We start from the raw sequence: 14,761 nt of genomic DNA, 5'->3' as shown, positions 1-14,761 counted from the left end.
GGACATATGACAAAGTTAGTTGAAAAGCAGGAAGGCTCTTTTTACACTGGGGAATATCGTAATCTCTTCAAAGAAATTGGCAAAACAGACGAAGAAATTAATAAAAGAATTAAGGACAATTGGGAACAGCTCTTTAATGGGGATGAAGATACCAGAATCTATTATCCAGTCGGAGATGATTTAGGTTACATGCTCGATACCGGGAACCTCGATGTCAGGACCGAGGGTATGTCCTATGGAATGATGATGGCGGTACAAATCGATAATAAGGAAGTTTTTGACCGGCTTTGGAAGTGGACATATCAGTACATGTATATGACGACAGGAGAGAATGCCGGTTATTTTGCCTGGTCTTGTCAGCCTGATGGTACGAAAAATGCCTACGGTCCAGCACCAGATGGGGAAGAGTTCTTCGCTATGGCCTTATTTTTTGCCTCCCACCGTTGGGGAGATGCTCCAGCTCCTTTTAACTATAGCGTTCAAGCAAAAGACATTCTCCGCACCTGTCTTCATAAAGGAGAAGATGGGGTCGGATTCCCGATGTGGAATAGGGAGAATAAATTAATTAAATTTATCCCTAATTTTGAGTTCTCGGACCCATCCTATCATTTACCACATTTTTATGAATTATTTGCATTGTGGGCTTATGAAGAGGACCGTGCCTTCTGGAAGGAAGCAAGTAAAGCAAGCAGGGAGTATTTAAAAATTTCCTGTCATCCTGAAACAGGCTTAGCCCCAGAGTATGCATACTATGATGGCACACCAAACAATGAACGGGGCTATGGTCATTTTTTCAGTGATGCCTACCGGGTTGCAGCTAATATTGGCCTGGACTATGAGTGGTTTAGAGTCGATGAATGGGAAACAGAAGAGGCAAATAAGCTTCAAGCTTTCTTTGCAGATAAGGACCCGGCTGATTATCGTCGATATACGATTGCGGGCGTTCCATTTGAGGAAAAATCTCTTCATCCGGTCGGTTTACTTGCGACAAATGCCATGGCGTCCCTTGCCGCCAATGGTCCAGACCGATTAAAATGGGTGGAGTTATTCTGGAATACGCCTGTTCGGACCGGAGTCAGACGTTATTATGATAACTGTTTGTATTTTTTCAGTTTACTAGCATTAAGCGGCAACTACAAAATTTGGATGCCCTAATAAGGTGAATTTTAATTAATCACTTTTAAACGATGGCTTGAAGGCGCTCTTCAAGTCATTGGTCTTTTATGATTTTTTATATGGAAAATTCTATAGTAGTCTTGTCCAAATGCCCCCACCTTTCGGCTGCCATGAAAAATTCAGTGAGTCCTGTTCACATTTTACCGTCTTTTTTATTATGTAAGCGCTTTATATAATTTGGTAGTGCCAATTCGCTAATTTCATCTAATTGGAGTTGAATAGACATGCACAAAGTGATTTTAGTTGATGATGAAAATTTTTTCCGAAAAGGATTAAGAAGTTTAATTGATTGGAATGCATGTGGATTTGAAGTTGCAGGAGAGGCAGCAAATGGTGAAGATGCGTTAGCATTAATTAAAGAAGTAAATCCTGAGCTCGTCATAACTGATATCCGAATGCCTGTTTTAGATGGTTTAGAGTTAATTAAACAAGTGATGCAAAAAGAGGGATATCATCCTAATTTTATTATTATAAGTGGTTATAGTGATTTTAAATACGCTCAACAAGCGGTTCGTTATGGTGTGCATGATTTTATTCTAAAACCAATAGACCAAGAAGAAATTGAGGAGACCTTACAATCGCTTTCTAAAACGATAGCTGAACAAAAGCTCGTTTTTGCTAGAAACATCCAAATAAAGAAAGCTGTCTTGCTTGAAAACCTGATTTTTGGAAAAGTCAACGAGGAAGATACATACTCTTTTTCAAATGAACTATCGTTGAGAAGTGCAGCCGACTATTATTATTTGATACTAGAGGTGAATGGACTTCCTGAAGCTCTAAGTGAAACGGTCCCTGATAACCATGTGAAGGAAAAAGTCACTAAAATTATTCGCGAGATTTGCGACCATCATGTGGGAGTTTTTATTCAAGAGTTAGATCAAGGCAGTTATGGACTATTAATTCCCTCTACCTATCTGCATCGTTTTCAAATGCAAATCAATCATTTTGTCAAGTGGCTCCACGGACTACTTAAAAATAGCATGACTCAAGCTATCACCTTTTATATCGGGCCTGCTGTTCCTAAATTACATATGTTAAAAGACTCCTTTGAAGCGGCCAAAAATGCACGCGAGTATAAATATGTTTATGAAGATAAAAATATCATTTTTTCTAAAGACATAGAAAACAATAAATTGATTACCTATACGGAGCTCGAGGATTCCTATTATCACTTATTAATTGAGCAAATAGAAGAAAATTCAACCATAGGGATTATGGAAACCATCGATAAAATATTCCTTCAGTTTGCCTCAAAAAAAATGGCCCGAGTAGCCGTGCAAGCATCCATCAATCGTTTTGTACACGCGATTTTAAAAATTATTAAAAATATGGAGGGGGAAGTATCGAATCTAAAAAACTTCCAGACAATGCTTCAATTGCAAAACTATAATTTAACCTTGCCGCAATTAAGGAAACAGTTTCTTGAATTTGTGCTAGAAAGTAAAGAGGCTATCACCCTGCTTCGTAAACAATCTGCCGATGGTGAGGCACATAAAATTAAACAATTTGTAGACACACACTATCGGGAGAATATAAGTTTGAAATCCATTGCAGCAAAGTTTTATATGAATCCTGTCTACTTAGGACAGTTATTTAAGAAAACCTATGGAATCTATTTTAAAGATTATTTGCTGCAAGTAAGAATTAACGAGGCAAAAAAACTGCTAAGACAATCGGAACTGAAAATATATGAAATTGCCGAAAGAGTAGGTTTTAATAATACTGATTATTTCGTGACGATGTTTGGGAAGTTTGAAAAATTAACCCCGTCTGAATATCGGAATAAACTCCTGGAGAAAAGAAAAGTGTGATAACTATGAAAAGAGCAAAATTTAGTTTTCATAATGTTCGTTTAAGTAAAAAATTATTGATAATGTATATTTTTTCGGTCCTTATTCCGATTGTTTTAACCAATATTATTTTTTATACCGTTACAATCGACAATGTGAAAAAGCAGCAAATGCACGACTCGCAGCTGGCATTAAACCAAATAAGTAATGATTTTGGGAAGATTATCGACGACGCCGTTGGGATATCTTCCTCCCTCTATACGAATACCAATATTAATTTATTCTTAGAGAAAGATTATCCGTCAGATGTTGATTACGTTGATGATTATGACACTTATTTACGAACCTATAACCAGTCAAGTCCAATTAATCCTTCGATCAATTCAATACGTTTTTATACGGATAACCCAACGATGATCTACTCGGGCGGGGTCTATCCATTAACGGAAGAAATCAAAAAATCAGCTTGGTATCGACAAATAATGGAAAGTAGTAATACGTCTCCTATCGTATTGCGATCCATAACCGATAAACAAACACCCACGTTTAGTATTATAAGAAAGCTCGATTATTTTAACTTTAATAATAAAGAAAAGATTGTAAGAATCGAAATCAATCCTGCAACTATCGAAAATATATTCAATAATGTCACCTTTAAAGGAGATATATATCTTCTTAATCAAAAGGGGGAAATTGAATATTCAACAAAAAAAGATTTAGGATGGAGAAAAAAACCTATTCGATTTAATCAGATCTCGAAAACAAATAAGACGGTTATCCTAAATTCAACCTACTTGGACCAAGCCTATCTTCAAAACTGGAAAGTTGTCGGGACTATCTCTGAAAAAACAATGCTTAAAACAGTTAACAAGTCCGGACGCTTTATTCTCTATTTGGCCTTTATTAATATCATCATTCCTACGATTATCATTATCATCATTAATCGGTCCTTTTTAAGAAGGTTACAGCGCATATTTAGGCATGTAAAAAAAATGGGCGATCAGAATTTTGAAAAGATTCCTGATCCAGAATTCACGGATGAAATAGGTATCCTAACCAGTGAGTTTAATCGAATGATTAGGAAAATTGAGGAACTAATTCAAGATGTATTTATGGCTAATATCCAAAAGCAAGAGATGGAGATTAAACGAAATCGTGCTCAGCTTAGCGCCCTGCAAAGTCAAATTAATCCGCACTTTTTGTTTAATGCACTTGAAACCATCAGAATGAGAAGCTTAATGAAAGAGGAGACAGAGACCGCAAATATTATCCATAATATGGCCAAAATCTTTCGTAACTCCCTTACTTGGGGAAAAGATATGATGACGGTTCGATCGGAAGTAAACCTCGTTCTTAGTTTTCTAGAAATACAGAAGTACCGATTTGGAGAAAAACTAGATTACGAAATTGAAATAGATGAGGCTGCCGAACAGTGTATGATTCCGAATATGGCCCTGCAGCCATTTGTTGAGAATGCTAGTATCCATGGAATAGAGCCTCTAAAAGGAAATGGGAAAATTAGTGTAAAAGTCACCGTTAATCAAGATATATTAACATGTATGATTATCGATAATGGTGCAGGCATGGCGGCTGATAAAAAGGAACAAATACTCTATTCCTTAGAAAATGAGGAGGAAATGGGGAATAGTGTGGGGATAAAGAATGTATTTTATCGGTTAAAGATGTACTACGCGGATCAATTTCGCTTTTACGTGGATAGTGAGAAAGGAAAAGGGACGATTATCACGATAAAAATCCCCTATAAATCTAGTATAAATTGCAATGAAATGGAAACTCCACAAAACAAACTATACTTTCCTAAGTAAAAACTATAGTTTTAAGGTACTTCAAGAAAGCCCTTACATTTTATAATAAACATGTAATCACAAAGAAATAGGGGGTTAGTAAATGATTAACAAGAAACTTTTGGCAGTACCATTAATGGCTACCATGTTATTTACTGCGGCAGGATGTACAAAAGACCAAAGTGCAAGTACAAGTACAAATTCTAACAAGAATGACAAATCTCCTGTAACCTATACTTATTTTAATGCTGGTGCGGCAGGAAAAGACTTGAATACCGATGAAACCACCATTGGTAAAGAACTTGAAAAACAAACCGGTGTAAACTTTAAGGTTGAGCACATTGTGGGTGACGTTAATACAAAGATAGGAACCATGATTGCCAGCGGAAAATACCCAGACCTTCTTGTTCCTGATACCGCTATTGATAAAGTAGTGCAAGCAGGTGCTTTTATCGATCTTACTGACTTAATTGATAAATATGCCCCAAATCTTAAGAAATTATATGGTCCTTACTTAAATCGGATGAAAGACCCGAAAGACGGTAAAATTTATTTTATACCATTTGGTGCAAGTCAAGGCTATGCTCCATATCCGGATATTCAACAGAGTGCGTTTTGGGTTCAGCGTGCAGTTCTTAAAGAGGCCGGCTATCCTAAAATTAAAACTGCTGATGAATATTTCAAGCTAATCGAAGATTACCAGAAAAAACATCCGACTGTCGACGGCGCAAAAACAATCGGTTTTACAGCTCTAACTTATGACTGGAGATTCTCAACACTTTCAGGAACTCCTGCACGTTTAGCGGGTTCGCCAAATGATGGCGGTGTCATTGTTGATATGAATACACATAAATCTTCCGTGTACGGTAACAAGGACATCACTAAGAATTATCTAAAAATGCTAAATGAGCTAAATAATAAGGGGTTATTTGACAAGGAAGCATTTGTTTCCAACTATGATGAATACCTTGCTAAGATTGCTTCCGGCCGTGTCTTAGGATTCTACGATTATCAATGGCAGATTTCCCAATCCTTAAACAATCTTAAACAAGCAGGAAATGACGATAAACAATACATGGCGTTGCCAATTACGTTTGATGATAGTATAAAAGATCAATATATTGATCCGCCAACTTTTGTAAACAACCGCGGTGTTGGGATTACGGTTAGTGCGAAAGATCCTGTTCGAATTATTAAATACTTAGATGCACTTTGTAAAGAAGAAAATCAAAAGTTAGTAGAGTGGGGAATTAAAGGACAAACTTATGAAGTCGACAGTAAAGGCAGATACTATCGTACTCAAGAAGAAATTGCAAAAACAAGTGATCAGGCATTCAATGATAAGTTTGGATTTACCACTTTTGATTGGTACTGGCCTGTTGGTGACGGTCTGTATAGCGATGGAAATGCTTGGTTGCCTGGAAAACAACCTGAAGTGGCTATAGCTTCCTACACAGATGGAGATAAGAAATTATTACAGGCCTACGGTATAAAAGTATTCTCTGATTTGTTTGCTAAACCAGATGATCGTCCATGGTATCCAACATGGAGCGCACAGATTCCACAAGGCTCTCCAGCACAAATATTTGATCAAAGAAGTACGGATTTAGAAAAGAAATACTTCCCTAAATTAGTATTATCTTCACCATCACAATTCAATTCGATTTGGAATGAGTATGTAAAGCAATACAATGCATTAGATGTAAAAGCCTATGAATCTACTATGGATAAAGTGGTTAAGGACCGCATTGAACAAGCCAAACAAAAGTAGAATAACAGAAACACTAAAAACCAAGGCCGATATTGCCAAATTGGCTATATCGGCCTTGGCCCTTTCAAGTGACAATTTTCAAACAATCACAGTTGGAAAGACAAGCTACTTATTACTTTTCTTAAAGAGGAGGGCTAGTAATGCAGGCAGAAACGAAAGTTGCTGATGAGGTAATTCAAACCTCAGTCTCGATACAGTCTCATAAGAAAAAGGGGTTATTTTTCAAGAAGTTGAAAAACCAAAAGGCACTTATGGCCATGAGTATTCCATTTTTGACCTGGTTGTTTATTTTTAAGTACATCCCTTTATGGGGCTGGAGTATTGCCTTTCAGGATTATAAACCCGCATTAGGCCTATTTGATCAAACATGGAACGGATTTGTTCAATTTAAATTTTTATTTAGTGATGCGAACTTTTACAGAGTGCTCCGTAATACACTGGGCATGAGTGTCATTAACCTTGTATTAGGTTTTGTAACCGCTATCGGTCTTGCGCTGCTTTTAAATGAAATAAGACATACGAAGTTTAAAAAAATTATTCAAACCATCAGTTATATGCCTCACTTTCTTTCATGGGTTGTGGCGGCAAGCATCATTTCTTATTCTCTATCCACAGATACTGGAATTGTCAATATTGTATTAATGAAACTGGGGATTATTCATCAGCCGATCCTATGGCTTGGAAAGGAAACATGGTTTTGGGGAATTAACGGAGTTTCAGATGTTTGGAAAAATGTTGGCTGGAATACGATTATTTATTTAGCCGCCATTACGATGATCGATCCAGAACAGTACGAGGCGGCAGATATTGACGGTTCAACGAGATTGCAACGGATTAGATATATTACACTTCCATCTTTAAAACCAACGATCATCATCCTATTGATAATGAATTTAGGCTATATCTTAGAATCAGGCTTTGAAGCCCAATATTTATTGGGAAATCCTATGAACCTCGACTATTCGGAAAACCTTGATATATATGTGTTGAAATACGGGATTTCCATGGGGAATTTCTCGCTCGCAACGGCAGCAGGTATATTTAAAACCGTTGTAAGTTTCATCTTCTTATTTACAGCTAATCATATTGCCAAAAAGTTTGATCAGCAAAGGCTTTTCTAGGAGGAAGAATTATGAAACAAAAGCGATTGTTTAAAGTAACGAAACATTATTCAGGTCCAGGCGATTATGTCTTTGATTTTTTCAACTATGCGTTTATGATTTTTCTCTGTATCGTGATGATTTATCCGTTTATCAATCAAATGGCTGTTTCGGTGAATGAGGCGAATGATTCGTTAAAAGGCGGAATCTTCCTCTGGCCTAGACATTTTACTTGGGCGAACTATAAGTATGTTTTTGGTGAGGCCAGCATCTTTCATTCCTTTTTTATCTCCATTTTGAGAACAGTAATTGGAACATTAACTTCCGTTCTATGTACGGCAATGGTGGCTTACACCATCAGCCGCAAGGAATATGTGTTACGAAAATTTGTGACGATCGCCTTCGTTATCACCATGTATATTAATGGGGGGCTTATTCCAAACTATTTACTTATTAAAGAGTTGAATTTAATAGATAGTTTTTGGGTTTATATTATCCCTGGGATTATTGGGGTATTTAATCTCATCGTTATTCGCTCGTTTATTGAAGGAATTCCAGAGAGTTTATTTGAATCAGCAAAAATTGACGGTGCAGGGGATTTTACGACTTTTATCAAAATTGTCCTTCCGTTGTCACTTCCAGTACTAGCAACGGTTTCATTATTTGTCGCCGTTGGTCAATGGAACTCTTGGTTTGATGTATTCTTGTATAATTCCTCTAATCCAAACTTAAGTACGCTCCAATACGAGCTGATGAAAATTCTGCAAAACTCAAACGCTTCTATGTCCGGTAAAACAGCGACGGATGCCTTTTCCAATACAACCGCTGCTGCCAATATGGTAACACCAACATCAATCAGAGCTACGATGACAATTATAGCTAGCTTACCAATTATTATGGTTTATCCTTTCTTACAAAAGTACTTTGTAAAAGGGCTTACATTGGGTGGGGTTAAAGGTTGATTCTATTAAATAATAGTAACAGAGTTTTTTGAAAAAACTCTGTTATTTTATTGTAAATGGGTTATAAATTTTATATCATATACATATAGTTAGTTTGTTGCTTGTATAAACAAACTAACTTAATTCCAAATGTTAATGGGAGATGGTCCATGATGGCAAAGACAAGTGTTGAGGTTCCTTCATTACAGAAAGTCTATGAAAGCTATTTTAACATTGGTGCAGCGGTAAACCTTCGTACAATTGAAACACAGCAAAATTTATTAGCAAAGCATTTTAATAGTATTACAGCAGAAAATGATATGAAATTTGAGTTATTACAACCGGAAGAGGGCAAATTTACATTTGAAAGAGCCGATAAATTGGCAGCGTTTGCAAAAAGACATGGGATGAAGATGCGTGGGCATACATTGGTGTGGCACAATCAAACGCCTGACTGGGTTTTTAAAAATTCTGAAGGAGAAAGGGTAACCAGGGATCAATTGTTACAACGGATGAAAGACCATATGACCACTGTCATGCAGAGATATAAAGGACAAATTTACTGTTGGGATGTAGTCAATGAAGCAGTAACTGACGAAGGGCCTGAATTGTACAGAAAAACTAATTGGCTAGACATCATCGGCGAAGATTACATAGAAAAGGCCTTTGAATTTGCACATGCCGCTGACCCCGATGCCCTGCTTTTTTACAATGACTATAATGAATCCAATCCAGGGAAGCGGGAAAAGATTTATCAGCTTGTTAAATCGTTGGTTGAAAAAGGGGTCCCTATTCACGGAGTCGGTCTTCAGGCACACTGGAATTTAACAAACCCATGCCTGGAGGACATTCGTGATGCCATTGAACGATATGCATCCCTTGGACTGAAGCTTCAGCTGACAGAATTGGATATATCCGTTTTCAACCATGAAGACAAGCGGACAGACCTTACAGCACCAACAGCTGAAATTATTGAACAGCAGACCCAAAGATATCAACAGGTATTTGAATTACTTAGAGAATATCGAGAGGTAATTACGGCCGTCACGTTCTGGGGTGCTGCCGATGATTATACTTGGTTAAATGATTTTCCAGTAAGAGGACGTAAAAACTGGCCATTTTTGTTCGATGAACATCATCAGCCAAAGGAAGCGTTTTGGAAGGTTACTAGCTTTTAATGAAACAGGAGGAGAGAATCATATGCTACCATTAAATCTAAATTTACAAGGAAAAGTGGCAGTCGTTACAGGCGGCGGTGGAGTTTTATGCGGTTGCATGGGGAAAGAGTTAGCCCGGCAAGGAATGAAGGTGGCGATTTTAAACCGCACCTATGAAAAGGCTTTAAACGTAACAGATGAAATAAAAAGTGTTGGCGGGGAAGCCCTCGCTATCGAATGTGATGTATTAAACGTTGAAAGCGTAAAAAGAGCTGAAGAGATCGTCTCTTCTGAATATGGAAGCTGTGACCTATTAATTAATGGGGCAGGTGGAAATCATCCAAAAGGGATTACCTCAAAGGAAATCTTTGAACTAGGTGATCTTGGACAATCAGATTTAACGACCTTTTTTGATATGACCACGGAGGGATTTGGTTATGTTTTTAACCTAAACTTTATTGGTACGTTAATTCCTACTCAAATTTTCACCAAAAAAATGATTCATAATGAAGGATCGATCATTAATATATCTTCGATGAGCGCTCCTAGTCCTATGACAAAGGTTCCGGCGTATAGTGCAGCAAAAGCGGCCATTGAAAATTTTACACAATGGCTTGCGGTCCATTTTGCTGAGACAGGTATCCGGGTAAATACGATTGCACCTGGGTTTTTCTTAACCGAACAAAACCGGGCTCTGTTAACGAATCCTGATGGAACGAATACAGAAAGAACCAATAAAATCTTAGCTCATACACCGATGAGACGCTTAGGAAAACCTGAGGATTTACTTGGGACGCTGTTATGGCTTGCCGACAAGGATGCAAGTGGGTTCGTCACAGGCATAAGCGTGCCAGTGGATGGCGGCTTTATGTCCTATTCAGGTGTCTAAGAATTCTTTTATCAGCAAAAATACGAGTTTGGAAGGATGGTAGATAAATGATTAACGTAGCCATAATTGGTACAGGTGCGATTGCAACTGCACATATTAGAGCCTATCAACAGTTTTTTGAAAGATGTAAAATTGTAGCCATTTGTGATATCTATCCTGAAAAGGCAGAAAAAAGCGCCCAGACTCACAATATAAAAGTAGATATATACAGCGATTATAAAGAGATGCTGCAACGCCAGGATATTGATTTGGTATCTATTTGTACCCCTCCCTATACGCACGCTGAACTATCGATTGCCTTTTTACAGGCTGGAAAGCATGTCCTTGTTGAGAAGCCAATGGCCTCTTCTCTGGAAGAATGCGATGCCATGAATCAGGCTCAAAAGGCAAGCGGCAAAATTTTATCGGTTGTATCACAAAATCGCTTTACCAATCCAATGATGAAATTAAAAGCCATTCTTGATACAAAGCTGATGGGCCCGATTGTCCATACTCAGGTAGATTCCTTCTGGTGGCGGGGCTACAGTTATTATGATTTATGGTGGCGGGGAACCTGGGAAAAAGAAGGAGGCGGCTGTACATTAAATCATGCTGTCCATCATATTGATATTTTCCATTGGATGAATGGAATGCCTGCTGATGTAACGGCTATTGCGAGTAATACATCACATGATAATGCCGAGGTGGAGGATTTGTCAGTGGCCATCTGCCGCTATCCGAATGGCAGTTTGGCGCAAATTACAAGCTCCGTTGTACATCACGGAGAAGAACAGCAGCTAATTTTCCAAGGGAAAAATGCACGTGTCTCTGTACCATGGAAGGTTTGTGCATCAAAATCGAAGGAAAATGGTTTCCCGGAAAAGGATGAAGAATTAGAAGAAAAACTGCAAGCTGCCTATGAGCAATTGTCCAATTTGGAATATGAGGGCCATACCGCCCAAATTGATGATGTATTATCAGGGATTGAGGGTAAAAATGAAGTTTTAGTAGATGGACATGAAGGCAGAAAAACGCTGGAGCTCATTACAGCCATCTATCAATCTTCTAGTACAGGACAAACGGTAAAACTCCCACTAGATGAAACAAGCCCATTTTATACAAGTGACGGCGTCTTAAAGAATGCCACTCATTTTTATGAAAAAAAGAACCATGTCGTTAGTTTTTCAGAAAATGCAATTACAACCGGCGGTAAGTATGAATAGCTCTTTTTGAAGAGACTTGAGCGAGTCAAGGGTGGTATTGACGACCGAGCAAGAGAAAAAAGAGCCCGGCCGGTAGACAAGGGGCCGTATTGACGACCGAGCAAGAGCAAAAAAAGCCCGGCCGGTAGACAAGGGGCCGTATTGACGACCGAGCAAGAGGGAAAAAAGCCCGGCCGGTAGACAAGGGGCCGTATTGACGACCGAGCAAGAGCAAAAAAAGCCCGGCCGGTAGACAAGGGGCCGTATTGACGACCGAGCAAGAGAAAAAAAAGGCCCAGCCGGTAGACAAGGGAACGTATTGACGACCGAGCAAGAGCAAAAAAAGCCCGGCCGGTAGACAAGGGGCCGTATTGACGACCGAGCAAGAGCAAAAAAAGCCCGGCCGGTAGACAAGGGGCCGTATTGACGACCGAGCAAGAGCAAAAAAAGCCCGGCCGGTAGACAAGGGGCCGTATTGACGACCGAGCAAGAGAAAAAAAGGCCCGGCCGGTAGACAAGGGAATGTATTGACGACCGAGCAAGAGAAAAAAAGGCCCGGCTGGTAGACAAGGGAACGTATTGACGACCGAGCAGGAGAAAAAAGAGCCTCGAGGGTAGTCAAAACCGACACAAATCACGACTAGGCATGAATGTAAAAGTGGAAAAGGAGCGGTGAAAATGGATCGAAATGATGGGATGAATTATGCACCAAAAGGGTTGGTTAAAAAGGTTGTCGCTCGGCCGGGAGTCTTTCAATTTGCGGCCATCGGCTTAGATCATGGTCATATTTATGGGATGTGTAACGGTTTAATCGAAGCTGGCGGTCAGTTAGTGGCAGTGTATGACCCAGACCCAAAAAAAATCCAAGGTTTTGTTACAAAATACCCTGAGGCAAATATTGCTTCATCCGAAGAAGAGGTTTTTTCCAATCCTGACATTAAACTAGTTGCCAGTGCCAATATTCCATCTGAGCGAGGACCATTGGGCCTCCGTGTCCTTGAACACGGTAAACATTATTTTACAGATAAGCCTGCGTTTACTACATTGGAGCAAGTGAAACAGGCAAGAGAAAAGGTAGCAGAGACCGGTCTTAGATGGGGAATCTATTATGGTGAACGCCTGCACTCTGAAAGTTCGATCTTTGCCGGACAGTTAATTGAAGAAGGGGCGATTGGCCGGGTTGTCCAAGTCATTGGGACAGGACCGCATCGTGCCAATCCAAAAAGCATGCCTGACTGGTTTTTTGATCCAGAATATTATGGCGGCATTCTTTGTGATATCGGAAGTCACCAAATTGAACAATTCCTGCACTTTACAGGCGCAAAAGATGCGAAGGTACTTCATAGTAAAATAGCCAATTATCATTTTAAAGAGTATCCGAAGTTTCAAGATTTCGGCGATGCCACACTAGTAGCTGATAATGGGGCCACCTTTTATTTCCGCGTCGACTGGTTTACACCGGATGGTCTTGGTACATGGGGAGATGGACGGGTCTTTATTTTAGGGACAGATGGCTATATTGAAGTCAGGAAGTATATTGATATTGCGAGAGATTCAAAAGGAGACCAGCTATATCTAGTAAATCATGAAGGAGAAAAACACTTCCAGCTATCAGGTAAAGTTGGCTGCCCGTTCTTTGGCGAATTCATCCTTGATTGCTTAAACGGAACCGAAAATGCGATGACCCAAGAACATACATTTAGAGCGGCTGAATTATGTATTGAAGCCCAAGAAAAGGCGATTTGGATAGAGACAGCAGAGTCTCCTTTAGTGTATAAAAAATAAAGTTTAATAGGAAAGAGTTGTCTTAACATGGCAACTCTTTTTTGCAAAAAAAATAATTGGGGAGAGGGTAAGAAATGACAATCACTGTCCAAGCTGTCTTAGATAAATTAATGGAGCCAGTGAATAAAATTCCTAACACCGTTGACACGCTCAAGTTTGGTGATCCAAACATGGTGGTAAAAGGAATCGCAATCACATTTATGGCGACACAAAAGGTTATTGAAAGGGCAATCAACCTAGGAGCTAATCTGTTGATTACCCATGAAGGCCTGTTTTACAGCCATATAGATCATATCGAAATCGTGGAAGAATCTCCGGTGTATCTTGAAAAGCGCCGGCTTATCAAAGAGTCTGGAATAGCCATCTATCGTTTTCATGATTATATACACAGGTACCAGCCTGATGGGATTATGGTTGGTTTGATTGAGGCATTGGGTTGGAAAACCTATGTGGAGAAGAATCAACCCACATCAACCATTGTAAAGATTCCTTCCATGTCTTTGAGGGAAATTGCTGAGTACGTAAAGGGGAAACTTGGAATCGAGTTTGTCCGTACGGTAGGGAATTTAGATGGAACTTGCACTCGTATCGGCTTGTTAGCAGGATATCGAGGAGGAGGGTCTTTATCTATACCACTTTTCGAGAAGGAAAAACTTGATTTAATCATTTCAGGAGAAGGTCCTGAGTGGGAGACTCCAGAGTTTATCAGGGATGCCGTCTATCAAGGCAAACAAAAGGCACTAATGGTCCTCGGCCATGCTGAAAGCGAAGCACCCGGTATGAAGTATTTGGCAGAATGGATCGAAACTATTTTCCCAGGGATTCCTGTTCATTTCATACCAGAAAAGCCAATTTTCCAAGTAGTTTAAAAAGCACAAATTTAAAAGATAATAAAAATGTTATAGATTAACAAAAAAATTGATAGATTTTGTCTGAAACCGCTTGCACCTATAAAATAGAGGTGTTAAAATGGTTACATAAACATAGTTTGTATGACGAACAAACTATGTTTAATAAATATACAAGGATTGCTATAGTATGTTTCAAAGTAATTGAGACAAATAGTCTGGTAAAATCAACCAACATAGTTTGTAGGATATACGAACTATGTTATAGGTAAAAGGCATTACTTTTATTCTTTCTTAAGCAATGCCGCCGATCAGTGG

Annotated in this window: 11 protein-coding genes; all 11 read left to right on the top strand. The window is 39.0% G+C overall.

What is annotated here, in order from left to right; translation table 11 throughout:
• The first annotated feature begins 6 nt into the window (after positions 1-6).
• The 11 genes from M3226_RS04070 to M3226_RS04020 all read left to right on the top strand — a co-directional run bounded on the left by M3226_RS04070 (position 7) and on the right by M3226_RS04020 (position 14,464).
• A complete protein-coding gene (locus M3226_RS04070) occupies positions 7-1,155 on the top strand; it encodes a glycosyl hydrolase family 8 (RefSeq protein WP_251562841.1) in 1,149 nt (382 codons plus the stop codon).
• Positions 1,156-1,400: 245 nt separating this feature from the next.
• The gene (locus M3226_RS04065) at positions 1,401-2,987 is read left to right on the top strand and encodes a response regulator transcription factor (protein WP_251562839.1); all 1,587 of its coding nucleotides are present in this window, start codon (positions 1,401-1,403) and stop codon (positions 2,985-2,987) included.
• A gap of 5 nt (positions 2,988-2,992) precedes the next feature.
• Positions 2,993-4,792 (top strand): sensor histidine kinase, encoded by a 1,800-nt coding sequence (locus tag M3226_RS04060; RefSeq protein ID WP_251562837.1) that lies wholly within the window; start codon positions 2,993-2,995, stop codon positions 4,790-4,792.
• Positions 4,793-4,874: 82 nt separating this feature from the next.
• Complete coding sequence (locus M3226_RS04055; RefSeq protein ID WP_251562835.1) at positions 4,875-6,542, top strand: ABC transporter substrate-binding protein; 1,668 nt, start codon at positions 4,875-4,877, stop codon at positions 6,540-6,542.
• A gap of 251 nt (positions 6,543-6,793) precedes the next feature.
• Positions 6,794-7,663: an ABC transporter permease gene (locus M3226_RS04050; protein ID WP_374110545.1), complete on the top strand. Its 870-nt coding sequence runs from the start codon at positions 6,794-6,796 to the stop codon at positions 7,661-7,663.
• An 11-nt stretch (positions 7,664-7,674) separates the two neighbouring features.
• A complete protein-coding gene (locus M3226_RS04045) occupies positions 7,675-8,604 on the top strand; it encodes a carbohydrate ABC transporter permease (protein ID WP_251562831.1) in 930 nt (309 codons plus the stop codon).
• A gap of 152 nt (positions 8,605-8,756) precedes the next feature.
• Positions 8,757-9,761 (top strand): endo-1,4-beta-xylanase, encoded by a 1,005-nt coding sequence (locus tag M3226_RS04040; protein WP_251563225.1) that lies wholly within the window; start codon positions 8,757-8,759, stop codon positions 9,759-9,761.
• A 22-nt stretch (positions 9,762-9,783) separates the two neighbouring features.
• Positions 9,784-10,629 (top strand): SDR family oxidoreductase, encoded by an 846-nt coding sequence (locus M3226_RS04035; protein ID WP_251562829.1) that lies wholly within the window; start codon positions 9,784-9,786, stop codon positions 10,627-10,629.
• A 47-nt stretch (positions 10,630-10,676) separates the two neighbouring features.
• Positions 10,677-11,831, top strand: coding sequence for a Gfo/Idh/MocA family protein (locus M3226_RS04030; protein ID WP_251562827.1), 1,155 nt, complete (start codon positions 10,677-10,679; stop codon positions 11,829-11,831).
• A 657-nt stretch (positions 11,832-12,488) separates the two neighbouring features.
• A complete protein-coding gene (locus M3226_RS04025) occupies positions 12,489-13,595 on the top strand; it encodes a Gfo/Idh/MocA family protein (RefSeq protein ID WP_251562825.1) in 1,107 nt (368 codons plus the stop codon).
• Positions 13,596-13,669: 74 nt separating this feature from the next.
• Positions 13,670-14,464 carry a Nif3-like dinuclear metal center hexameric protein gene (locus M3226_RS04020; RefSeq protein ID WP_251562823.1) on the top strand — a complete coding sequence of 265 codons (795 nt, stop codon included), beginning with the start codon at positions 13,670-13,672 and terminating at the stop codon, positions 14,462-14,464.
• Positions 14,465-14,761 lie beyond the last annotated feature (297 nt).

This window comes from Neobacillus cucumis (assembly GCF_023715505.1).
Note: the sequence above shows the minus strand (reverse complement) of the source record. Positions and strands in the feature narration are given on the sequence as shown.

Coding starts and splice junctions, on each gene's coding strand:
- M3226_RS04070 (WP_251562841.1), top strand. CDS start 7: ATGACAAAGTTAGTTGAAAAGCAGGAAGGCTCTTTTTACACTGGGGAA.
- M3226_RS04065 (WP_251562839.1), top strand. CDS start 1,401: ATGCACAAAGTGATTTTAGTTGATGATGAAAATTTTTTCCGAAAAGGA.
- M3226_RS04060 (WP_251562837.1), top strand. CDS start 2,993: ATGAAAAGAGCAAAATTTAGTTTTCATAATGTTCGTTTAAGTAAAAAA.
- M3226_RS04055 (WP_251562835.1), top strand. CDS start 4,875: ATGATTAACAAGAAACTTTTGGCAGTACCATTAATGGCTACCATGTTA.
- M3226_RS04050 (WP_374110545.1), top strand. CDS start 6,794: ATGGCCATGAGTATTCCATTTTTGACCTGGTTGTTTATTTTTAAGTAC.
- M3226_RS04045 (WP_251562831.1), top strand. CDS start 7,675: ATGAAACAAAAGCGATTGTTTAAAGTAACGAAACATTATTCAGGTCCA.
- M3226_RS04040 (WP_251563225.1), top strand. CDS start 8,757: ATGGCAAAGACAAGTGTTGAGGTTCCTTCATTACAGAAAGTCTATGAA.
- M3226_RS04035 (WP_251562829.1), top strand. CDS start 9,784: ATGCTACCATTAAATCTAAATTTACAAGGAAAAGTGGCAGTCGTTACA.
- M3226_RS04030 (WP_251562827.1), top strand. CDS start 10,677: ATGATTAACGTAGCCATAATTGGTACAGGTGCGATTGCAACTGCACAT.
- M3226_RS04025 (WP_251562825.1), top strand. CDS start 12,489: ATGGATCGAAATGATGGGATGAATTATGCACCAAAAGGGTTGGTTAAA.
- M3226_RS04020 (WP_251562823.1), top strand. CDS start 13,670: ATGACAATCACTGTCCAAGCTGTCTTAGATAAATTAATGGAGCCAGTG.